Genomic DNA, 22,085 nt, shown 5'->3' on the forward strand with positions numbered 1-22,085 from the left:
ATATGGGTAAAAAATAATACCCCCCTCAATGCCTAGTCCCGTAGGGACTACATATAATATGGGGTTTTCCAGAGTTAGTCATTACTTTTATCGGACAAAAATGTTTCCGAATCCACGAATTAACGAATCAACCAATTAACAAATCCCGAATCCACGAATCCCGAATCCACGAATCACAAATCCCAATAGTTTTCGTTATTTTTGAAACAAAATAATTGTAATGAAAATAGTAGTTTCCCCAGCCAAAACCTTGGATTTTGAATCAAAACTTCCCACCACTCGCGCTACCCAACCCAAATTTTTGGAGGAAGCCGAATTAATCAACAACAAACTGGAACGCAAAAGCAAAAAAGCAGTTGCAAAGTTGATGGATATCAGTGATAAACTGGCGGAACTCAATTACCAGCGGTACAAGGAATTTAATACTCCATTTAGCAAAGAAAACGCCCGCCCTGCGATTTACGCCTTTGCTGGCGACGTATATACCGGTTTAGATGCATATACTATTCCTTCCCAAAAAATAGATCTTTTGCAGGATTCCCTTCGCATACTTTCGGGCATGTACGGTTTGTTGCGACCTTTAGATTTAATACAGCCCTACCGATTGGAAATGGGTACCAAACTCTCCGTAAACCGCAAAAAGGATTTATACGCCTTTTGGAAAAAATCCCTTACCGAAACTTTAAATAACGAATTGGAAGCTGATGAGCTTTTCTTAAACCTCGCCAGCGTAGAATACTTTAAGGCAATTGATTCAAAAAAACTAAAAGTACCGGTAATTGCTCCGGTGTTTAAGGATTTTAAAAATGGGGAGCTTAAAATAATTTCCTTTTTCGCCAAAAAGGCGAGAGGAAGTATGGCGCGTTTCGCCATAGACAACGCTATAAAAACTGCAGACGATTTAAAAGCATTCGATTATGACGGATACGGCTATAGTGAAGAATATACAGAGAAGGCGAATGAGCCTGTTTTTATTCGGTAATTGAAATAAATAACACTTCTTTTTTCACAATTCATTGTTCATTTTTTAATAAAACCCGCTTTCCCGAAAATATGTTTCATTATTAAATGCGTTACTTTATATTTGTTCATTATCAACCCTGCTATATGAAATTTACGTCCCTACTGTTGTTTTTGATTGTTGCAGCAAGTTTCACTTCTTGCGTAACCACCAAACAGCTTACTTATTTGCAGGAAAATACCAGTGGCACCGATACGTTGGCGCTTTTGCGCAAAAAGCAGGAGCCCTACCGACTTCAAATAAACGACCTTTTAAGTATTCGCGTTAAGGCCTTAGATCAGGAAACCGTGGGGATTTTTAACCCCATTAACGACGAGAATCCAAATGTTACTGGCGAAGAACGGTTGTACTACGACGGATTTAAGGTTGACGATCACGGCAACATTCGCATTCCAAGTTTGGGGCTGATAAACGTTTTGGGCTACACGGTAGATGAAGTTCGGGAAATGCTGGAAGAACGTTTGCTGCGCGATTATTTTAAAGCTGAAGCCAATGTATTTGTCACCGTAAAACTCGCCGGAATCCGTTACACTATCAACGGTGAAATTAACAGCCCGGGCTCCAATATTATTTATCGCGACCAAGTAAGCATTATGGAAGCTATTGCCAATAGTGGCGATATAACCTTAACCGGAGATCGTAGCGATGTAGTTATTATTAGGCAATATCCCGCAGGGCAAAAGGTGCACCACATAGACCTCACAAAGTTAGATGCTATGAATTCGCCTTACTACTACATTAAACCAAACGATTTAATTTTAATAAATCCGTTGCCACAAAAGGCGCTGGGTACGGGTACAACCGGGTTGCAGTCTTTTACCACAATTATTTCAATTACAACAGCGTTGGTTACAACCATTTTGTTGTTTACCCGATTATAAAAATATGAACGAAGAATTCGAAAAAAATGAAAACCAGGTTACCTTTGATTTTAAAGGTTTTCTCTTGCGGCTTTTGCACCATTGGCCGTTGTTTTTGGTTTCATATTTTATCGCTTTCGGAATAGCGTACTACATAAACGTTCGCAAGCTGCCTATTTATATAATGGAGAATACAATCTCCATAAAAGATGATCAAAATCCGTTTTTCACCAGTACTACCAGTCTTACTTTTAACTGGGGCGGAACCACTGATAAAGTTAATACAGCGGTTATTTCGTTAAAGTCGCGATCGCATAACGAAAAGGTAGTAGAGCGATTGCAGTACTATACCACCTATTTGCGCGACGGAAAATACCAGCAGGTAAACGCCTACAAACAAACTCCTTTTATGGTAGAAGTTGACGCTTCGAAACCCCAAATGCTCAATGAGCAAATAAAAGTTGTTTTTAAGGATTCTGTAAATTTCGACTTAAGCTTTGCTTTTGAAAATGGAAAGACCGTTAGCTTACAAAACTATACCACCAAAGAAATCAGCACCCTTTTTATTGACGCGGGCAAATTTTCACAATCGTTTAAAATTGGGGAGCAAATTAACCTGCCTTTTTTTAGCGGCACCTTTGTTGCAAACCCCGAGGTGGTGTCGCAGCCCGGAACGCCTTACTATATTGTTTTTAAAAACTTTGATGGCGTAGTACAGCGTTATGCCGGAATTCGGGTTGATGCCGAGAGCAAAGGGTCTTCTGTTTTAAACATGCGGCTCACGGGCAATAATAAGGCCGAATTGGTAGATTATTTAAACACTTCGGTGCAGGTTTTAAGTGAAAATATGCTGGATCGCAAAAACCTTTTCGCTACCAAAACAATCAAGTTTATAGACAGTAGTTTGGCGATTAAATCGGCCGAACTTTCTACGGTTGAAGACGAGCTGAATAAATTTAAAAACAAAAATGCAATTTTTGATCTTGAAAGCGAAGGAACCGAAATAAATAGCAAACTAAACGAATTGGACCTTCGGAAAGAGGCTGCAAGTCGCGAATTGAATTACTACAACACCTTGGAAAATTATCTCACCAACCGCACAGATTACAGGGATGTGCCGGCGCCATCGGTTGCAGGTATTTCGGAAGCAAGTGTGGTAAGCGGGGTTGGCAAAATAATAGCGCTTGCCGAGCAGCGCAACAAACTTCAGTATTCGTACAAGGAAGGTGCGCCTATCTTTAACGATATAGACCGACAGATTAATGCGGTAAAATCTGTATTGTTAGAAAATATTCGTTCCTCTAAAAGCTTAAAAAATCAGGAGCTCTCATCCATTAATCGCGATATTGCTAAATACGAAGCCGAAATCAGAAAACTTCCAAAGGAACAACAGGGGCTTTTAAATATTGAAAGACGCTATAATTTAAGTCAGGGGGCTTACAATTTATTTTTGGAAAAACGCAGTGAAGCTGGATTGGTAAAAGCCGCCAACGTAAGCGACGTGATGGTAATAGACTCTGCAAAAGACACCGGCGGCGGACAAATAGGCCCGAATACACAGTTAAACTATATGATGGCTGCGCTGCTGGGCGGGTTATTGCCGTTTTTATTTGTGTTTTTGCGGGTGTTTTTTGATACCAAAATAAGTAAAGTGAAGGATTTGGAGCGAATCACCCCCATTCCGTTGTTGGGCATAATTGGGAAAAGCCCAATTGACAATAACTTAGTTGTGCTCCAAAAACCGAAATCCGCAATAGCCGAAGGGTTTAGGGCCTTGCGTTCCAGTTTGCAATTTATTTATAAAAAGCAGGGTATTACAGGATCTAAAACGGTTTTGGTAACCAGTTCGGTGAGTGGGGAGGGTAAAACATTTTGCTCCATTAATCTCGCATCGGTTTTTGCGTTAAGCGAAAAGAAAACCGTTTTGGTGGGGCTCGATCTTCGAAAGCCGAAGATCTTTGGCGATTTTAATATCAATAATGAAATAGGGGTAGTGAATTTTCTTATAAATGAAACTCCCCTAGACACGATAATTCAAAAAACGGAAATTGAACATTTAGATGTAATTACTTCTGGTCCGGTGCCGCCAAACCCTTCCGAATTATTGATTAGTGAAAAGCTCGATGAGCTTATTGATAAATTAAAGGAGCGCTACGACTATATCATATTGGATTCCCCTCCTTTGGGAATTGTTTCCGATTCGTTGGAACTGATGAAACACGTTGATGCCACCCTTTATATGGCGCGTTTTAACTATACCCACAAAAATATGTTTGCCTTCGTAAATGAGAAGTATAAAACGGGAGAAGTAAAACATATAAGTATTGTACTAAACGATTATATTGAAAAATCTGGTCGCGTTTATGGCTACGGCTACGGTTATGGCTACGGTTATGGCTATGGCACCTACGGCAATTACGGCAGTGGCTACCACGATAAAGTAAAGCCAAGTTCGCTGTTGCGCAGAATTTTACGGGTTTTTAGGAAGAAGTAATACTTCCCTTAAATCCCCTCACTGCGTCAAGCTCAGCACATCACTTTTAAGAAGGGACTTATATTCCCGTCCGATAATTATTGGTGATTTCCGAAACCGCTCCTCCCTTTGAAGGGAGGCTGGGAGGGATGTTTTTGCGAATAGTTCCCCTAAATCCCCGCACTTCGACAAAATTAGCACATCACTTTTAAGTAGGGACTTGTATTCCCGTCCGATAATTATTGGTGGTTTCCGAAACTGCTCCTCCCTTTAAAGAGAGGCTGGGAGGGATGTTTTACAACTCACGGATTAACTTTTCAAAGTCCTCATCGTTGTCTTGAAGTTGCATTTTCGACTTTATTCGGTACTTTGTAGCGGTAACATTTTCTTCTGTGACGCCCATAAGCGATGCAATTTCGGAGTCGGTTAGTTGCAGTTTTAACAGGGAGCAGAAAGCAATATCGTCTTCAGATAAGCTTGGGAACATTTCGATGAGGTTATATCCAAACTCGGGATGCACCTCGATAAATTTCGATTTAAAATGTTTCCAATAATTAAGTTGGTTTAAGGTATTGATAATTTGCGTTGATAATTCATCAGAGATTTCCTCTTTGTTACTGGCTTCAATTAAATCTTTTATCTGCTTTTGTATGTTTGCCACTTCCAAAGAAATTGCCACTAATTCCCGTTCTTTATCGGCTAGGTTTTTTTCTTTTTCGGCTAAAAGTTCTTGCTCCAATTCCCGTTTTTCATTTAAAATAGTGTTTGCCTTTTCCAAATTTGTAACGGCCACTTTTTGTAGTGAGAGTCTTTTTTTATGATACGTATAAATAACTACACTGAGTATAAGTGTTAAAATAGTAAGGAGCCAACTCAGAATAGTTGTGGTATGCTGCTTTGCATTGTATTTTTTTAAAAGCGCGTTGCTTTCTTCAAGGGCAATATTTTTATCGCGTTGGATTTTATTTTGGTAGGATTCCTCGAGCTGTTTTATTTTAACTCTATCTACGGCAGTTTTTAATGAATCTTTTAAAAAGTCAATTCGGTCAAAGAGGGTTAGCGACTCTTTAAACAGTCCTTTTTTTCGAAATGTTTCGCGGGCGCTGACTAAAAAATTCATTTCATCTTGCACGTTCATAGTACGCTGGAAGTTATTGGTACTATTTTTAACACGTTCTATAACCTCTAAGCCTTTATTGTAATCGCCTTGAAGGTTTAGGAAATCTAAGTATTCCCGGGCAATTTCCATAAATCGGGTGGACTGGATTTTAAGGAGATAATCAAAAGCTGAAGCAAAGGCTTTAGACGCTAAAACAGGGCGATTGGTTACTTTGTAAATTTTCCCCAATTTCCCCCAAGCCACGTGCATATACTCTAAATTGTTAATCGCCTCCAGGCCGTCTTTGGCTTCCATCAAACGTTTTTCGCCTTCTTTAATCTTTCCGAGTTTAACCAAACTTTCAGCATAGGCAAGCAGGGTAAAATAATAGGGAGGTCCTTTTTGTTTGGCAAATTCGGGTAACACTTCTTCGTATAAATCTACTGCAAATTCATAGTTTTCATTGTTGTAGTAGGCATTGGCCAATTTTTGCTGTAAAATATAAAGTCGGGGTTCATTAGCTTCCTTAAATATTTCAATGGCTGTTTCTAGGTGGGTAATTGCCTTTTCCTTTTCGGCCATATAGCTGAAATTAGAAGCCATTTCGCCGTAAACCACGCCTTCGCCAATTCGGTCGCCTATACTTTGGTAAAGTTCCATAGCTTTTTCCAAGGCAGCCAAAGACTCGGTATAATTGGCAGAAGTGCGGTAATTTATTGCATTGTTTGAATAAATGCCGGCTTGAATTTTCGGAAAACCAGCAGACTTTTTAATTCCTTTTTCAAAGTAATAAGTGGCCGAGTCGTAAACCGCTAATTGATTGTAGGTAATGCCCAATTTACTGTAGGTTTCAGCAACTGTGGTGTCCGGACGTTGGTTGGAATAGGCCAAAAGTTTATATAAATAAATTTTTGCGGAGTCGGGTTTTTTAAAGATATATTTTTCAATTTCCGATTCCAATTCGGAAATTTCTTCGGTTTGGGCGGAGAGCGAACCGCAAAGCAGAAATATAAAAAGTGAGGCTAAAAATTGTTTCATACAAATTATGTGGGAGTTCAAATTTATCGAAAATAATTGAAACGCAAATTTGAAAGAATGTTGCATGACTTTTTTACCTAGCTGCCTTTCTTTTAATTACAGCTTTGGGTATTGGATTTCAAAATTATAAAAATTGGAGATTTTTTACAGTATTAATTCTATTTTGAAGAAAAATGAGCCTGAAATTGATTGCTTTAAAAACAGAAGAGATTTTATATTGGCTACTGTTAAGCACTTTAATAGGGAAGGAAAATGTATTCAAATTACTTATATTAGCTCCCAATTAAAATAAACATTTGACTTCTCGAGAAAACGACACCTGGCTCTACGAAATTTCATCCAAACGAAAAGCGCTCGACCTTAATTTAAAGGAAGTTTGGCGCTATCGCGATTTGCTTATTCTCTTTGTAAAAAGGGATATAACTACAGTGTATAAGCAAACTATTTTGGGGCCGCTGTGGTATTTTATTCAGCCGTTATTCACCTCGGTTATTTTTACGTTGGTGTTTAATAATTTGGGAAGTATTAGCACCGGTAGTATTCCGCCTTTTCTCTTCAACCTAGCCGGTATTACGGCTTGGAACTATTTTACGGCTTGTTTTACTGGAACTTCAAATACGTTTAGAAGCAATGCAGGAATATTTGGGAAGGTGTATTTTCCGCGGGTTATCATGCCTATGTCTATTACCATTAGCAACCTTCTAAAATTTGGGATACAGCTACTTATATTTTTTATTTTTTACGGGTATTATTTATTTCAAGGCGCGAGTATTAGTCCAAATTTACATGTTTTGCTTTTCCCAATTTATATTTTAATGATGGCTTTACTCGGATTGGGATTGGGAATGACCATCAGCTCGATGACCACCAAATATCGCGATTTAAACGTATTGGTAGGCTTTGCTGTCTCGTTATTGATGTATGTTTCGGCAGTGCCATATCCGCTTTCGGAAGCTCGGAAAAAACTGCCGGGTTATGTAGCCGATTTTGTGGAATACAATCCGCTTACCCAAATAATCGAAGGTTTCCGTTATATGTTATTAGATACGGGCAGTTTTAGTTGGTTGGGATTTTTCTATACTTTAGCAGTAAGTGTAGGGTTGTTTCTTTTAGGGTTGGTTATTTTTAATAGAACGGAGAAATCGTTTATTGATACTGTTTAGATTTGAGAAATGAGACGTAAGACGGGAAGACGTATGACGTATGACAAATGGACGTTTCTGATATGATTACTTAGTTTATAAAAATTATGATGGAAGATATGAGGGTGGGGTTAAAAATTTATATTTTTATATGTGAAACTAGTATGATACTAGGGGATGACTAGGGAAACACTAGCATGAATGTAGCACTCGAGTAGCATGAAAGGTACATGAACTATACATTAACACAGCATGAAAGTAGCATACAAGCACTCCCAACTATGCATAGATAATTTTGAAAAGTACATGGAGTGCTTTGAAGGTAGCATTAATATCAAATCCCAAATCACAAATCTCAAAAAAAAACAAATCCCAAATCCCAAATCCCAAATAACAAATAACAAAATTAACAAACTCATCGTCAAAAGCACGATCCCTAATTAACAAATCCCGAATCCCGAATTAACGAATTAACGAATCCCGAATTAACGAATTCCAAATGACAATTTTAAAGGCCGAAAACATTAGCAAACAATACCGCCTAGGGAATGTAGGTACAGGGACGCTTTCGCACGATTTAAATCGTTTTTGGCACAACATCCGTGGGAAGGAAGACCCTTATTTAAAAATAGGGGCGGTGAATGATAGGAGCAGTAAAGCCAAATCAGATTATGTTTGGGCGCTTCGCGATATAAATTTTGAAGTACAGCAAGGGGAAGTTTTAGGAATTATAGGGAAGAACGGTGCTGGGAAATCTACCCTGCTTAAAATTCTTTCGCGAGTAACGAGTCCAACGACGGGTGTTATTAAAACTAAAGGTCGAATTGCATCTCTGCTCGAAGTAGGCACAGGGTTTCACCCCGAACTTACAGGACGGGAAAATATATACCTTAACGGGGCCATTTTAGGGATGACCCGTGGCGAAATTACCGCCAAACTAGAGGAAATCATAGATTTTTCTGGCTGCGAGCTATATATTGATACGCCAGTAAAACGGTATAGCAGCGGGATGACCGTGCGCCTAGCCTTTGCCGTGGCGGCACATTTGGAACCCGATATTTTGGTGGTGGATGAGGTGCTTGCCGTAGGCGATGCGGAGTTTCAGAAAAAGGCAATTGGGAAGATGCAGGATATCTCAAAAGGAGAGGGGAGAACGGTACTGTTTGTTAGTCATAATATGGATTCAATACTTAGATTATGTTCTCGCGCTATTTTAATGAAAAATGGTTGTATAATTGAAAATGGCGATGTTTCAAAAATTATTGATAAATATTTGCAGACAGAATTTGGTTCAAGTTCCCATAAAAAGTATCCTCAAAAGAGGAGAGGAGGTCTTGTAGATATTTTGGAAGTATTTGTACATAATAACAAATATGTGAGAGGCGAAAATTTTAAAATTACAGAAAAAGTTGGTATTACAGTAACATATGAGGTTTTAGAATCTGGAAATAAAATCCATTCTGCTTTTAATTTTTATAATGCCAATGGTGTTAATATTTTTGATTCTCATGAAAGCAATTCTGAACTCTATCATTTGAAAAAGGAAAAAGGAATCTATCAAACTACCGTTTGGGTTTATGAAAATTTATTTTCTGAAGGAGTAATAGTAGTGGGAGTTGCATTGGTTACACATGATCCTTTTGTTGTACATTTTCATGATAGAGATGCATTAGCATTTAATATGATTGAAGATATTAAAAATAGTCCAACAAGAGGTGATTATGTTGGAAGTTTACCTGGAATAATTAGACCAAGTTTAAAATGGGAGTCCATAAAAAGTGAGATAAATGTTTAAAATAGGAAAAAAATTAGCAGATGAGGAAGTTCATTTCGATGTTAAATCTGTCGATAAAGGACACCATAATGTTACTTATAGGGGCGTAAAAGCAGTTAGATGCCCATTTGATTATCTTATCTATCAAATGATTATTTCCGAAGTAAAACCAGATTTGATAATAGAAATCGGAACGAGGAAAGGAGGTGGAGCTTATTACTTGGCTGATTTGCTTCAGAATATCGGGCATGGTATTGTCCATACAGTAGATATTGTAGATGACGTAGAAACCGTTGTAAGGAAACATCCGCGAATAAATCTTTTTACAGACGGTTGGGCTAATTATGATATTACTCTTGCTAAAGATCATGAGAAAATAATAGTAATAGAAGATGCCTCCCATATTTATGAAGATACTATTGGCGTATTAAATAAATTTCATTCTTTAGTTAATATTGGGTCTTATTTTATCATTGAGGATGGTATTATAAATGAACTAGGCCTAGAAAAAGACTATAATGGAGGTCCTTTAAAGGCAATTCGAGAATTTTTACCAAATCATTCAGAGTTTATAGTAGATAAAAAATGGTGCGATATGTTCGGTAAAAATGCCACTTTTAATGTAAATGGTTATTTAAAGAAAATTAAATAGTCAAAAATATTTAACCTATACAGAAGCAATGTCAAGAGTATTTACAGGTGAGAGATTAGAAACAAATATCTATAATGATAACTCTGTAAAACACCTTCATCGATACGCCGTGACAACAAAGTATATTCATAATAAAATTATATTAGATATTGCTTCAGGTGAAGGATACGGCAGTAATTTAATGAGTGATTTCGCTTCTTTTGTTTATGGTGTTGATATTGAACTCTCTGTAGTCGTTACCGCAGGCAATAAATACAATAAAGGCAATCTGAAATTCCTTCAGGGCTCAACAAGTAATATCCCATTAGGTGATAATTCAATAGATGTAGTAGTTAGTTTTGAGACCCTTGAACATCACGACGAACACGAGAAAATGTTTTCAGAAATCAAAAGAGTATTACGTCCTGAAGGAATACTGATAATATCTACGCCTGATAAGTATTATTATTCGGATAAGAGAAATTACTCAAATGAATTTCACGTTAAGGAATTATACAAAACTGAATTTATTCAGTTAATTTCTGCCAACTTTAAAAAGCACGAAGTTTTAAGTCAAAGCTACCTGAACAATAATTCATTAATATTTGAAGAGGTGGTCAGAAATAATATGGCTTATTATAGTGGAGATTTTAATGGAATATCGGAAGTAGATTCAAGTCCTCACTTTTTAATAGCGGTTGCATCAGATTACGACTTTCCAAATCTTGGCAACAGTATGTTTGAAGGTGAAAAAATTCTTTCGAAGAATTTTATTCAAGGTGGTAAAATCGATGAGATTTATCGTTCTTCTTCATATAGATTAGGACATTTGTTGCTTTTGCCATTTAAAAGATTAAAACGCTTTTATAAAAAACTTAACACAAAGAAATGACAGAATATGTAGTGGTTATTGCCACTTACAACGCAATGCCTTGGATTAAAAAATGCTTGGAGAGTTGTATTGGGATGAACGTTATAATTGTGGATAATAAGTCAACGGATAGCACCGTAAATTATGTTGAGGAAAATTACCCAAACGTATCTATATTACCTCAAAATCAAAACTTTGGTTTTGGCCAAGCTAATAACATAGGGATAAGTTATGCTCTGAAACAAGGTGCAGAATATGTGTTTTTATTAAACCAGGATGCGTATTTAGTAGATGGTTGTATTGACGTTTTGATAGATATGCAGCAACAAAATCCCCAATACGGTATATTAAGTCCAATTCATTTGAACGGAAAAGGCGAAAGGTTGGATCAAAACTTCTCCAATTATGTAAATTATAGAAACAATCCTGATTTCTATTCGGATTTTGTTTTGAATAAATCTTTATCGCAAGTTTATGATTTGCCATTTGTAAATGCTGCGGGTTGGTTATTGTCGTGGGAAATATTAGAGACTGTAGGTGGTTTTGACCCTATTTTTTTCCATTATGGTGAAGACGATAATTATTGCCAGCGAGCTCGCTTCCATAATTTTAAAATAGGGGTAGTCCCAACAGCTTTTCTAAAACACGATCGAGAAGATAGAGAAGTTATTGAATCAAAAACTTCCAATTATTTAGCCAATTACGAACGTAGTTTAAAAATGAAATATGGAGATATCAATAACGATAATTTGGGCGACTTAAAGCATTTACTAAAAAAGAGAAAACGAGCGTTAGTTAAGTTGCTTTTAAAGCTTCGTTTCTCAAGTGTGGAGGCTTTAAGAAAGGAAATCCATATAACAGAAAAGGTCATACGGGAAGTGGAGCTTAGCCGAGATAACAATAGAGCTAAAGGAAAGCATTATTTAACTTAAATAGATATCTATGCGAATAACCTCAATTTGATTTGAAATTTGTAAGAAAACACGGAATCTTAAATCTGTTAACTCTTTATTTTTCACTATTTTTGGCTAAATTCATTTCTAGTGAAAGAACCTTTAGTTTCCATAATAATTCCGACTTATAACCGCGCCCACCTAATTGGTGAAACGCTGGATTCCGTATTGGCACAGACTTATCAAAATTGGGAGTGTATTGTAATAGATGATGGGAGTACGGATGATACCGCTGAGGTTATGGCTACTTATTGTGGAAAGGATTCTAGATTTCAATACCATCAGCGACCTGCAGACCGTTTGTCTGGAGGAAACGCAGCCCGAAATTACGGGTTTGAGCTGAGTAGAGGAGAGTTTGTGAATTGGTTTGATAGTGATGATTTAATGACAGAAAACCACTTGAAAGAAAAAGTAGAGGCAATCATTTTTTATAATGTGGACTTCATTGTAGCCGATTGCGTTAATTTTAAAACTGACAAAGATATCCACTTAGGCAAACCGTTTAATACTGTTCGTCAAAATAAACATTTAAATGCGATGAATTTTGCCTTTCATACAATTGGTTGGATTACTGATGATTTTTTTGGAAAAAGAATCCTTTTAGATTCTATCAGATTTAATGAAAAACTTAGGGCAGGTCAAGAGTATAATTTTTTTTTGAGATTATTGTTTAAGAATTCTAATGGTCACTTTTTAAATAAAGTTCTAACAAAAGCACGACTTCACGACCAATCTTTAAGTTCGAAGAGTTATGATCGGTTAGGAAATCGACATAAAATCAATGCTGAAATAAAGTTATTGACTTTGGAAGATATTTATATATCGGCTCCGAAACCTTTAAGAGCATGGTTTATATCGGGATATATGCAATTCGCATTTGAAACTGCTTTGCAGAAACAAAACCAATCATATCTAACCAAAGGCTTTTGGCTTGTTTCGAGAACAAACTCTGTTTTTAAAGGAATTATATTCTTATTTGGAATCTTTACGGCCCGATTTTTCTCGAAAGGATATAACATTATAAAGTATGTTAGATTAAAGTAAATTATGGTTGATATTATAATCCCCCTTTACAATAAGGAAGAATTTATCGAAGATACCCTGCATTCCGTCAATTCACAATTATATAATGATTATAAATGTTATATAATAGATGATGGTAGTGATGATAATTCAATTAATCTAGTTAAGAATTTTATAAAGGATAAGCCTCGCTTTTTTCTTATCAAAAGGAATGAAGAGCTTTCTAAGGGGGCTGCTACTTGTAGAAATATTGGTTTACAAAATTCAAATCAAAAATTTATTCAATTTTTAGATGCAGACGATTTACTAGCACCAAATAAAATATCCAGTCAACTAGAATTATTAGTGGATGAAAATCCGTTAACGATTTCTACTTGTAAATGGGGTGGCTTGCTAAATGGTAAAATAGAAAGATACAACAACTTAATTTCCTATAAATCATTTTACAATATCCCTGGTTTTCTTAACTCACTGACTCAATCAAAAGGTTATTTTCCAATCCATGCATATCTTATTCCTAGAAAATTAATTCAAAAATCAGGATTATGGAATGAGGCTTTGGCGTTGAATGATGATGGAGAGTTTATAATGCGTATTTTGTCGAACACAACTAAAGTTGTTTATTCCAAAAAGGGTTATGTGCTTTATAGGGGGTCAAATGGAAATAATCTGAGCGATTTCTCGAGTCTAAATAAAACTGAAGGAGCTTTAATAAGTTGGATTTTAGTTGAGAATATGCTCATAGAAAAGTTCGATAGTCGAGTTTTAAAGTTTATTGAATTCAGTAAAGGGAAGTTTTTTAGTAATGTAGAGAGAAATTACCCTAATTTAATCCAAGAAAATCCGATTTTCTTTAAAAAACAAATAGCGGATAAGAAAAAGGAAAAATCATTTTCTCATAGATTACGAAAAAAACTATTTAAACTTATTTATGGATAAGCTAGTATCGATAATTATACCTTGCTACAATGACGCTTCATTTATTGAGCAAGCAATAGACTCGGCTTTTTCGCAAACATATGCCAATAAGGAAATCATTGTCGTAGATGACGGATCAAACACGGAAACCAAGAATATTATAAAATCTGTACAATCAAAAATAGATATACTTATAACACAACAAAATAAAGGAGTGTGCATTGCTCGTAATAATGCAATAGAAAGGGCGAAAGGAGAATATATTTTGACCTTAGATGCCGATGATTTCTTTGAACCCTCTTTTTTAGAAAAAGCAGTGGATATCTTAAATAAACGTTCAAATGTTGGAATGGTTACTTGTTATGTGAATGTTATAACTGTTAAGAACAATACTTCATACGTTTTAAAACCTTCAGGGACAAATGACACTGAACCATTATATTATAACAACTCTATGGGTTCCTGCTTGTATAGAAAATCAATTTGGCAAGAAGTTGAAGGTTACGATGAAAATCTAAAAGAAGGATTTGAAGATTGGGAATTTAACATTGCTATTTCAAAGAAAGGGTGGATGGTTCATGTTATAGCTGAAATATTGTTCAACTATCGAATAAAACCGACATCGCGTAATCAATCTGCAAAAAACTATCAAAAAAAAATAAGGCGATATGTGTTCTTAAAACATAGTGATATTGCCGAGACTAATTTTGAAAAAACGTTGGATTTCTTTTTAGATGAGATAGAAATGTTAAGAAGGCTTATTCACGCCCAGCAGAACACAGCATCTTTCCGAATTGGACATTTTTTTGTTAAATTGGGAAAGCCGATTTTATCCATTTTTAAAAAAAAATAGTCTGGCACCATTAGTTTCAATAATAATCGCTACTTATAATAGACCAAAACACCTTTCTAAGGCCATTGATAGTCTATTACAACAAACAATGGGTGATTGGGAGTGTCTTATTATAGACGACCACTCTATACCATATGATTTTAATGAAAATAAAAAGATTGCTAGAAAAGATGCCAGAATAAAACTTTTAAGAAATAATCATAAAAATAAAAATGGACCTTCAGTTTGTAGGAATATTGGTCTAAAAGTAGCTTCAGGTAGATATATTCAATTTTTTGATGATGATGATATAATGTTTCCCGAAATGCTTGAAACAAAAATTAATTTTATACAGTTTGATGATTTAGATGTAATTATTTCGCCTCTTGCTTTTTACGATGTACAGGAACAAAATATAACTCATCAAAACAAAATTTTATCAATTAAATTAATCGAAGACTATATTTTGGGCAAGGTTTCTTGGTATGTTAGTGGTCCTTTATGGAAAAGGAAATTTTTGAAATCGAAATTTGATGAAAACATCCAAACTCTTGACGATTGGGATTTTAACCTTTTAAATATTTATAATAATCCAAAAATCAATTACCTAGATAAACCACTACAATATTATAATAGATATAGTTTGGAATCAACGTTGAGTACAAAAAAAATAAATAGGGGAAGCGTTCAAAACAATTCATTATTCTTCGCATATAGTAAACATTTAGAAATACTACAGAAAGAAAAAATTCTAACACCAATACTTGCGCATAGATTGATTAATTTGATTATTGGGACTTTACGGGAATCTTTAGAGGAAAGAAATGAGAATGTTTTAGTTATTTTTAAATTCATTCAGAAAAACAGCTCATTGCTTAAGAGAGGACGTTACTTAAAATTATATTTAGGATTTTACAGTTATAAAATATTCGGCAAAGGGTATAGATTTATTAATTGAAATTATGTATTCAACTTCAAGAAATATAAAATGAAACTAAAAGTTTCTATAATAATGGCGACCTTCAATAGGGCTCATTTTATTGAGGAAACCTTAATCTCGATACAGAATCAAACGTTTAAAAATTGGGAATGCTTGATTATTGATGATGGAGGAACGGACAATACTGAAGAAATCATTCAATCATTCATACAAGATAAACGTTTTCATTATTATAAACGATCAAGCAAATATGCTAAAGGCCTTTCTGGCTGCCGCAATTTTGGGCTTGACTCCGCTATTGGGGATTATATTATATTTTTTGATGATGATGATATTATTCATCCCCGCAATTTAGAATTTTGTGTTAAAGAATTGGAAAATCCTTTTTACTTTTTTTGCCGATATCACAGAGAAATTTTTACTGGAGATTTTCATTATTACTTCTCTAATATCTCCAATTATAAAATAATTGAGTTGAATGGTAAAACGACTGTAAAAAAATTATTGACCCAAGAATTACCTTTTAATTCTTGTGCTATTATGTGGAAAAAAGAATGTTATGTGAATAATGTTTTTATAGAATCTTTGCAATATGCTGAGGAATGGGAGTTATATAGCAGAATATTAAGTAATGGATTTAATGGAGTGTCTATCAACGCAACTTTGTATTATGGGAGAAAACACTCCAATTCCAATACCGGCGAATTCTGGAGGGGTAATGAAAAGAGGATGCAAAGCAAGATTGAAGCTACTAAACTCGTTATCTCTAATCTGGAAGCGAAAAAAATATTGGATACTAGTCTAATAAAGTATTTTAGTTGGGAAAGTGTCCGGCTTAAGAGCCCAGCCCTTTTTTCCCATTTAATGAAACAACCAAGCTTAAATACAATACATCGTTTAAAGGAAAAAATGCGATATTTCGGTAGCCCCTTAATTCACGTTATTTTGCGAATAAAAAAAAGACTTCGATAAAAATGTCAAAAAAAATACTAATACTTGCTGAAACCTTGGATGTTGATAGCAGTAGTGCGGGGAAAGCTTGCAATGCTTTTATAAAATCTTTGGCAGCAGAAGATTTTTATATTATAGCCTACCATTATTCCCATAAAGAAATAAATATTAATAGCGTCCAAACCATTCTTATTAAGGAAAATAGAAAGGATATCTATTATTTTTTAAGCCGTTCCCAAAGAGTATTTCAAAGGTTGACGAAAAACGATATTTCAAAAAAAATGGAAAACAGATTTGGTTTTTCCTTTACTTTTAAAAACGATGTCAATGGCATGGTTAAGGCAATGGAACATGAAAACCCATCTGACTATGATCTCATTATTACATTAAGCAAAGGCGCTAGTTACCGTACCCACGCCGCGCTTTTAAAACTTCCAAAATGGCACAACAAATGGCTTGCCTATATTCACGATCCCTATCCATTCCATTGGTATCCTCCACCGTACGAATGGACCGAAGCAGGCTGTGTTAAAAAGGAATGGTTTTTTGTACAGATCGCACATAAATCAAAGTGGCTGGGTTATCCATCACAACGATTAGCTGAATGGATGGGCCAATTTGATAATGCGTTTTTAAAAAAGGCAGTGGTCCTGCCCCACCAAATGCCTAGAAATAAAACTGAAAATAGCACCCCTTTACCAAGTTTTTATTTAAAAGATAAATTTACAGTATTGCATGCGGGGAACTTACTGAAACAACGTAATCCTTTTCCACTAATTGCGGCATGGAAAAGATTCTTAGAAGAGATCCCCGAAGCAAAAAAATGTAGTCAATTGCTATTGATAGGCCCTTCCTCCTACCATCAGCCTAAATTGTCAGCAATTCACAATACTATTCCCTCCATATTTGTTAGTGAGGGAAATATGAATTATGAAGAAGTCCTTCAAATGGAAACAGAAGTCACTGTAAATATTGTTTTGGAAGCAGTTTCAGAAATCAGCCCTTTTCTTCCCGCTAAATTTCCGGGCTTAGTAAAAGCAAATAGACCTATTTTTCATTTAGGCCCCGTTAATAGTGAAAGCAGGAGGTTGCTTGGAATTGATTATGAATATGTAGCAGCGGCCGATGATGTAATAGCAATAAAAGGAACCCTGAAGAGCTGTTTTGTAAATTGGAAATCCAACGATTTTCAATTGAATAGAGGAGACCTGAACGAATATTTTTCATCCAGTTATTTAAAAAAGATTGTAGATTCGCTAGTGTGATAAAGTTTTCCATTCTTATTACCACCAAAAATAGACGGGATGAGCTTAACATAACGCTCCGTTCCTTAAAGCAAATCATGGGACGTGATGACGTAGAGCTGATTGTTTGTGATGATGGTTCCAATGACGGAACCTACAATTACATAAAAAAGGAATATCCAAATATCATCTTGTTGAATAATAAAAAGAACATTGGGCTTATTGCGAGCCGGAACCGATTGCTAAGTGAAACAACTGCACAATATGCAATATTTCTTGACGACGACGCCCATTTTTTGAGTAGTACTGTTTTAGAGACAATTGAAACGCATTTTGCAGAAAATAATAACTGTGGCGTTATTGCCTGCCGCATCTTTTGGGGAATTCAGGAGCCGCATTCATTTAGAACACTAGAAAAACCATTGCGAGTAAAGGGCTTTGTGGGCTGTGGCCACGTATGGAATATGAAAGCTTGGCGCAACATAGCTAATTATCCAGAATGGTATATATTTTATGGAGAGGAGGAATACGCTTCGTACCAACTTTTTAAAAAAGGTTGGCAAGTGCACTATCTACCCGATATTTTAGTGCATCACCGCGTTGCGGTAAAGGATAGGAAAAAGCAAAACGATTATGCACTTCGCCTACGCCGGTCCTTACGTTCTGGTTGGTATAATTATATGTTGTTTTTGCCATTAATTAAAATTCCTCGAAAGTTGTTTTATACTTTGTTTATACAGTTAAAGCTAAAAGTTTTTAGGGGAGATTTAAAAGCCGCCATTCCCATTCTGCAAGCTTTGTGGGATTTGTTGGTACATTTACCGTTGCTGTTAACTGAGAGCAAACGCCTTACGCAAATGGAGTTCAAAGAATACCAGAATTTAGCGGATACTAAGATTTATTGGCAGCCAAAAGAAACTACTAATGCGTGATTTTTTAAAGAACCACATTTCGTTTCAAAATCGTTTAAAGATAAAATACCGTTTAAGGCACTTAAAAGCAATTTTATTTCCGTTTAACTTGTCTAAAATGGCCAAAATCCATAAAACCGATAAATATGGAAATCATTTCTATACGCCCCATTATCAAAAACATTTCAAACAATTTAAATTTAAGAAAATAAAACTTTTGGAAATTGGCGTAGGGGGTTATGACAATCTCTTCTTTGGAGGGAACTCATTGCGTATGTGGAAATCATATTTTCCTTTTGTAACAATATTTTCTTTGGATATTTACGATAAGTCATTTTTACAGGAAAATAGAATACGTATTTTCCAAGGTAGCCAAGTAGATAAATCTTTTTTAGATGAAGTGATTGAAATAATAGGAAACTTAGATATTATTATTGATGATGGAAGCCACATCAACCAGCACGTTATAGAAACTTTTCAGTTTCTTTTTCCAAAACTTAAAATAGGAGGCGTTTATGTAGTGGAAGATACACAAACCTCATACTGGCCAGATTATGGAGGCTCTTCAGATATTAATTATAGCGGTAATACCATAATGAATTTTTTTAAATCCTTAACAGATGGGCTAAATCATGTGGAATATATTTCACCAACCTTTGAACCTTCATACTTTGATGAAAATATAGTTTCAATTCATTTTTATCATAATTTAATTTTCATTTATAAGGGCGAAAATAAGGAAAAGTCTAATTTTTTGATACAAAATCAAAAACCAACTAAAATTTGAAGAATACACATTCCAATATTGCAATGCTCACTACGGTGATAAATTTCGATTTTTATAACAAAACCGTCAATTTATTTCCAGAGAATATTCCTTATTACATTATTGATGGTCGGAACGGGATGCACGGCATCCATAGTCTATTTTATGCCTTTAAAAAATTAAAAAACAAAGGTATTGAATGGCTAATTATGGCAGATGAGGATGTTATTTTTCAGAACGCTAAATCTGTTTTTGGAATCATTGATTTTATGAAAAATAATAAATATACCGTTTGCGGTGTTAGGGATGGGGGAGTTATAGATCATAGAAATAACAATCCGCATTTAATTAACACCTTTTTTTCCATCATCAATTTTAAGGAGGTAAGCAATTACTTCAATAAAAAGGAAATTTTAAAAAATCAGTATGTAATTGAAGGAGAATTTAAAGATGAATTTTATGCTCCATTTAAATATGACTCACAAAGTTTGTATGAACCATATTATTGTTTCTATTTCTGGCTCAGAAGAAAAGGTGTAAATATTCTATTTTTGGAAGCAGAAATGTATGGAGATGACCAACTGTCAAATACAGTAATGGATCATTTTGGAGAAACTTTTTTAATTCATACTTGGCACGCGCGATCTTACGGTATTAATAAGAAACATACCCAACGCATTAACCGTATTTTAAATGAAACTAAAATTGAAATTAAGCAGCATAATAAAATTTATGTTTTAAGATCAAAAACTTTTGTTATAGTTCAGAAATTTAAAAAATTGCAAAGGAGATTTTCGCGTTATTTTAAGCTGATTCAATAACATTCAACGAGCAAAGTAATAATTAGCGGGATGATGAAGCAAATATAAATATGAAATATAAAACACTCTTTTTAATCGCCGAAATCGCTCAAGCTCATCAGGGCAGCTTTGATAAGGCATTGGAATATATAGATGCGCTATCCAAAACTGGTATAGATGCAGTAAAGTTTCAAGTTCATATAGCCGAGGCGGAAAGTAGTATTCATGAGCCCTTTCGCGTAAATATGGCTGGAGGCGATAAAACCCGTTTTGATTATTGGAAGCGAATGGAGTTTTCTTTGGAGCAATGGAGAGCCATTAAATCTCATTGTGAAGCAGGAGGCATGGAATTTATAGCTTCCCCATTCAGTAACGCCGCAGTAGATTTACTTGAAAGAATCGGGGTCTTAAGATATAAAATTGGTTCTGGTGAGGTAAATAACTTATTGATGTTGGAAAAGATCGCAGCAACAAAGAAACCTATAATTCTATCATCAGGAATGAGTTCCTATAAAGAGCTTGACGAAACGGTGGCATTTTTAAAGAATAGAGGATGTGATTTTTCATTACTTCAATGTACTACCAGCTATCCCACACAGCCTGAAAATTACGGACTAAACGTTATTGCCGAATTAAAAATGAGATATCAAGTGCCTGTAGGTTTTTCAGACCATTCCGCCAAAATTGAAACTTGTATTGCCGCTGTTGCAATGGGAGCAGAAATTTTAGAATTTCACGTGGTTTTTGAGAGAAATAATGATAACGGGCCTGATTCTTCTTCTTCCTTAGAAATTGATGAAATAACACAACTGGTTAGGAGTGTCAAAAATATTTCCATTGCAATGAACAATCCAATCGATAAGACAGACAATTCCGGATTCTCAGAATTAAAGGGCATATTTGAGAAGAGCCTTGCTGTAAATAAATCTTTAAAGAAGAATCATAAGCTAACTTTTGAGGATCTGGAATCCAAAAAACCCAAAGGTTTTGGAATTAAGGCCTCAGAATTTGAGGCGGTTATTGGCAAAAAACTTGTAAGAGATATGACACAATGGGATTTTTTACGACACGAAGATCTTTTTGAATAAACGCGCTACCTTGTACTTGGGATATATTATGATGTCTTAAATGTTTGTTTTTCAAATATATCAATAGAAATTTAACTTTGAATAAATGGTGAATATAAATAATTTTTCCAATTCTCAGTATCGAAAATTCTGTACTCTTGAAGGGAGTGAATATATTGCGAGTGAATTTGCTTTACGAAATATTTTAAGAGTAATAAAAAAAAATAGAATTGAAAAGGTTCTAGAAATTGGTGTAGGAATAGGTACTATATCGGGTAGTATAATTAAATTCTCTCAAGATGAAAATTTAAATATCAGTGTTACTGGAACTGAAGCTAATGAGTTTTGTTTGAAGCAAATTCCAATCAATTTAAAAGATTTGATTTTGCAATTAAAATTATATCCTGACCTATCAAAAATTCCAGATTCTGAATTATTTGACATTATAATTGTTGATGGATCGGAAAAGAATTTAAATAAGGTACAATGTTTAATAAAGCCTAATGGAATAATTTTGATTGAAGGAGATAGGAGTGATCAGGTTAAAATTATAAAGAAAATATTTAAAAGTTCTAAATTTGTCCATTTAATATCTCTTACAAAGAACGGAGATTATTCAGTTAAAAACAGTGATAATTATCAAGGAGGACTTAAGATTATTTACACAGATCCCTCAAATGCACATTTAATATATTGGTTTAGTTCTAAGATTAAAACAAAAATTAAATACATCTTACGGAAACTTTGACTAGTTTAATTATTTAGGTCTTT

Annotated in this window: 20 protein-coding genes; 19 read left to right on the forward strand and 1 reads right to left on the reverse strand. The window is 35.0% G+C overall.

Going from position 1 to position 22,085, the window contains the following annotated elements; genetic code table 11:
• The first annotated feature begins 220 nt into the window (after positions 1-220).
• The 3 genes from yaaA (at position 221) to VZD24_RS10260 (ending at position 4,375) form a co-directional block, all read left to right on the forward strand.
• On the forward strand, positions 221-982 hold the full coding sequence (gene yaaA / locus VZD24_RS10250; RefSeq protein ID WP_342687244.1) for a peroxide stress protein YaaA: 762 nt from the start codon (positions 221-223) through the stop codon (positions 980-982).
• A gap of 125 nt (positions 983-1,107) precedes the next feature.
• Entirely contained in the window at positions 1,108-1,902 is a 795-nt protein-coding gene (locus VZD24_RS10255; RefSeq protein WP_279448824.1) for a polysaccharide biosynthesis/export family protein, read from the forward strand.
• A 4-nt stretch (positions 1,903-1,906) separates the two neighbouring features.
• On the forward strand, positions 1,907-4,375 hold the full coding sequence (locus VZD24_RS10260; RefSeq protein ID WP_342687245.1) for an exopolysaccharide transport family protein: 2,469 nt from the start codon (positions 1,907-1,909) through the stop codon (positions 4,373-4,375).
• A 274-nt stretch (positions 4,376-4,649) separates the two neighbouring features.
• Here VZD24_RS10260 and VZD24_RS10265 read toward each other — a convergent pair whose 3' ends face one another.
• Complete coding sequence (locus tag VZD24_RS10265) at positions 4,650-6,491, reverse strand: tetratricopeptide repeat protein (RefSeq protein ID WP_342687246.1); 1,842 nt, start codon at positions 6,489-6,491, stop codon at positions 4,650-4,652.
• Between the two features lie 296 nt (positions 6,492-6,787).
• Here VZD24_RS10265 and VZD24_RS10270 point away from each other — a divergent pair, with 296 nt between their 5' ends.
• From VZD24_RS10270 to VZD24_RS10345, 16 genes are all read left to right on the forward strand, one after another.
• Entirely contained in the window at positions 6,788-7,654 is an 867-nt protein-coding gene (locus VZD24_RS10270) for an ABC transporter permease (protein WP_342687247.1), read from the forward strand.
• Positions 7,655-8,132: 478 nt separating this feature from the next.
• Positions 8,133-9,428, forward strand: coding sequence for an ABC transporter ATP-binding protein (locus VZD24_RS10275; RefSeq protein ID WP_342687248.1), 1,296 nt, complete (start codon positions 8,133-8,135; stop codon positions 9,426-9,428).
• Positions 9,421-10,059, forward strand: coding sequence for a CmcI family methyltransferase (locus VZD24_RS10280; protein WP_342687249.1), 639 nt, complete (start codon positions 9,421-9,423; stop codon positions 10,057-10,059). Before VZD24_RS10275 ends, VZD24_RS10280 begins: the two co-directional genes overlap by 8 nt.
• Before the next feature lie 28 nt (positions 10,060-10,087).
• Entirely contained in the window at positions 10,088-10,930 is an 843-nt protein-coding gene (locus VZD24_RS10285; protein ID WP_342687250.1) for a class I SAM-dependent methyltransferase, read from the forward strand.
• Positions 10,927-11,841, forward strand: a complete 915-nt coding sequence (locus VZD24_RS10290) for a glycosyltransferase family 2 protein (RefSeq protein WP_342687251.1) — start codon at positions 10,927-10,929, stop codon at positions 11,839-11,841. Before VZD24_RS10285 ends, VZD24_RS10290 begins: the two co-directional genes overlap by 4 nt.
• A gap of 111 nt (positions 11,842-11,952) precedes the next feature.
• Entirely contained in the window at positions 11,953-12,906 is a 954-nt protein-coding gene (locus tag VZD24_RS10295) for a glycosyltransferase family 2 protein (RefSeq protein WP_342687252.1), read from the forward strand.
• A 3-nt stretch (positions 12,907-12,909) separates the two neighbouring features.
• Entirely contained in the window at positions 12,910-13,824 is a 915-nt protein-coding gene (locus VZD24_RS10300; RefSeq protein WP_342687253.1) for a glycosyltransferase family 2 protein, read from the forward strand.
• Positions 13,817-14,656: a glycosyltransferase family 2 protein gene (locus tag VZD24_RS10305; protein WP_342687254.1), complete on the forward strand. Its 840-nt coding sequence runs from the start codon at positions 13,817-13,819 to the stop codon at positions 14,654-14,656. The genes VZD24_RS10300 and VZD24_RS10305 overlap by 8 nt, the downstream gene beginning before the upstream one ends.
• The gene (locus VZD24_RS10310) at positions 14,610-15,593 is read left to right on the forward strand and encodes a glycosyltransferase family 2 protein (RefSeq protein WP_342687255.1); all 984 of its coding nucleotides are present in this window, start codon (positions 14,610-14,612) and stop codon (positions 15,591-15,593) included. The genes VZD24_RS10305 and VZD24_RS10310 overlap by 47 nt, the downstream gene beginning before the upstream one ends.
• Before the next feature lie 30 nt (positions 15,594-15,623).
• Positions 15,624-16,547 (forward strand): glycosyltransferase family 2 protein, encoded by a 924-nt coding sequence (locus VZD24_RS10315; protein ID WP_342687256.1) that lies wholly within the window; start codon positions 15,624-15,626, stop codon positions 16,545-16,547.
• 2 nt (positions 16,548-16,549) lie between these two features.
• Entirely contained in the window at positions 16,550-17,791 is a 1,242-nt protein-coding gene (locus VZD24_RS10320; RefSeq protein ID WP_342687257.1) for a glycosyltransferase family protein, read from the forward strand.
• Positions 17,788-18,702 (forward strand): glycosyltransferase family 2 protein, encoded by a 915-nt coding sequence (locus tag VZD24_RS10325; protein ID WP_342687258.1) that lies wholly within the window; start codon positions 17,788-17,790, stop codon positions 18,700-18,702. Before VZD24_RS10320 ends, VZD24_RS10325 begins: the two co-directional genes overlap by 4 nt.
• A complete protein-coding gene (locus VZD24_RS10330) occupies positions 18,695-19,468 on the forward strand; it encodes a class I SAM-dependent methyltransferase (RefSeq protein ID WP_342687259.1) in 774 nt (257 codons plus the stop codon). The genes VZD24_RS10325 and VZD24_RS10330 overlap by 8 nt, the downstream gene beginning before the upstream one ends.
• Positions 19,465-20,268: a hypothetical protein gene (locus tag VZD24_RS10335; protein WP_342687260.1), complete on the forward strand. Its 804-nt coding sequence runs from the start codon at positions 19,465-19,467 to the stop codon at positions 20,266-20,268. Before VZD24_RS10330 ends, VZD24_RS10335 begins: the two co-directional genes overlap by 4 nt.
• Positions 20,269-20,318: 50 nt before the next feature.
• Positions 20,319-21,335 carry an N-acetylneuraminate synthase family protein gene (locus VZD24_RS10340; protein ID WP_342687261.1) on the forward strand — a complete coding sequence of 339 codons (1,017 nt, stop codon included), beginning with the start codon at positions 20,319-20,321 and terminating at the stop codon, positions 21,333-21,335.
• An 85-nt stretch (positions 21,336-21,420) separates the two neighbouring features.
• Entirely contained in the window at positions 21,421-22,062 is a 642-nt protein-coding gene (locus VZD24_RS10345; protein WP_342687262.1) for a hypothetical protein, read from the forward strand.
• Positions 22,063-22,085 lie beyond the last annotated feature (23 nt).

The sequence above is a fragment of the Aequorivita flava genome (genome assembly GCF_038742595.1).
GTDB lineage: Bacteria > Bacteroidota > Bacteroidia > Flavobacteriales > Flavobacteriaceae > Aequorivita > Aequorivita marisscotiae.

Coding starts and splice junctions, on each gene's coding strand:
- VZD24_RS10255 (WP_279448824.1), top strand. CDS start 1,108: ATGAAATTTACGTCCCTACTGTTGTTTTTGATTGTTGCAGCAAGTTTC.
- VZD24_RS10315 (WP_342687256.1), top strand. CDS start 15,624: ATGAAACTAAAAGTTTCTATAATAATGGCGACCTTCAATAGGGCTCAT.
- VZD24_RS10330 (WP_342687259.1), top strand. CDS start 18,695: ATGCGTGATTTTTTAAAGAACCACATTTCGTTTCAAAATCGTTTAAAG.
- VZD24_RS10345 (WP_342687262.1), top strand. CDS start 21,421: ATGGTGAATATAAATAATTTTTCCAATTCTCAGTATCGAAAATTCTGT.
- VZD24_RS10305 (WP_342687254.1), top strand. CDS start 13,817: ATGGATAAGCTAGTATCGATAATTATACCTTGCTACAATGACGCTTCA.
- yaaA (WP_342687244.1), top strand. CDS start 221: ATGAAAATAGTAGTTTCCCCAGCCAAAACCTTGGATTTTGAATCAAAA.
- VZD24_RS10280 (WP_342687249.1), top strand. CDS start 9,421: ATGTTTAAAATAGGAAAAAAATTAGCAGATGAGGAAGTTCATTTCGAT.
- VZD24_RS10285 (WP_342687250.1), top strand. CDS start 10,088: ATGTCAAGAGTATTTACAGGTGAGAGATTAGAAACAAATATCTATAAT.
- VZD24_RS10275 (WP_342687248.1), top strand. CDS start 8,133: ATGACAATTTTAAAGGCCGAAAACATTAGCAAACAATACCGCCTAGGG.
- VZD24_RS10260 (WP_342687245.1), top strand. CDS start 1,907: ATGAACGAAGAATTCGAAAAAAATGAAAACCAGGTTACCTTTGATTTT.
- VZD24_RS10265 (WP_342687246.1), bottom strand. CDS start 6,491: ATGAAACAATTTTTAGCCTCACTTTTTATATTTCTGCTTTGCGGTTCG.
- VZD24_RS10290 (WP_342687251.1), top strand. CDS start 10,927: ATGACAGAATATGTAGTGGTTATTGCCACTTACAACGCAATGCCTTGG.
- VZD24_RS10320 (WP_342687257.1), top strand. CDS start 16,550: ATGTCAAAAAAAATACTAATACTTGCTGAAACCTTGGATGTTGATAGC.
- VZD24_RS10300 (WP_342687253.1), top strand. CDS start 12,910: ATGGTTGATATTATAATCCCCCTTTACAATAAGGAAGAATTTATCGAA.
- VZD24_RS10340 (WP_342687261.1), top strand. CDS start 20,319: ATGAAATATAAAACACTCTTTTTAATCGCCGAAATCGCTCAAGCTCAT.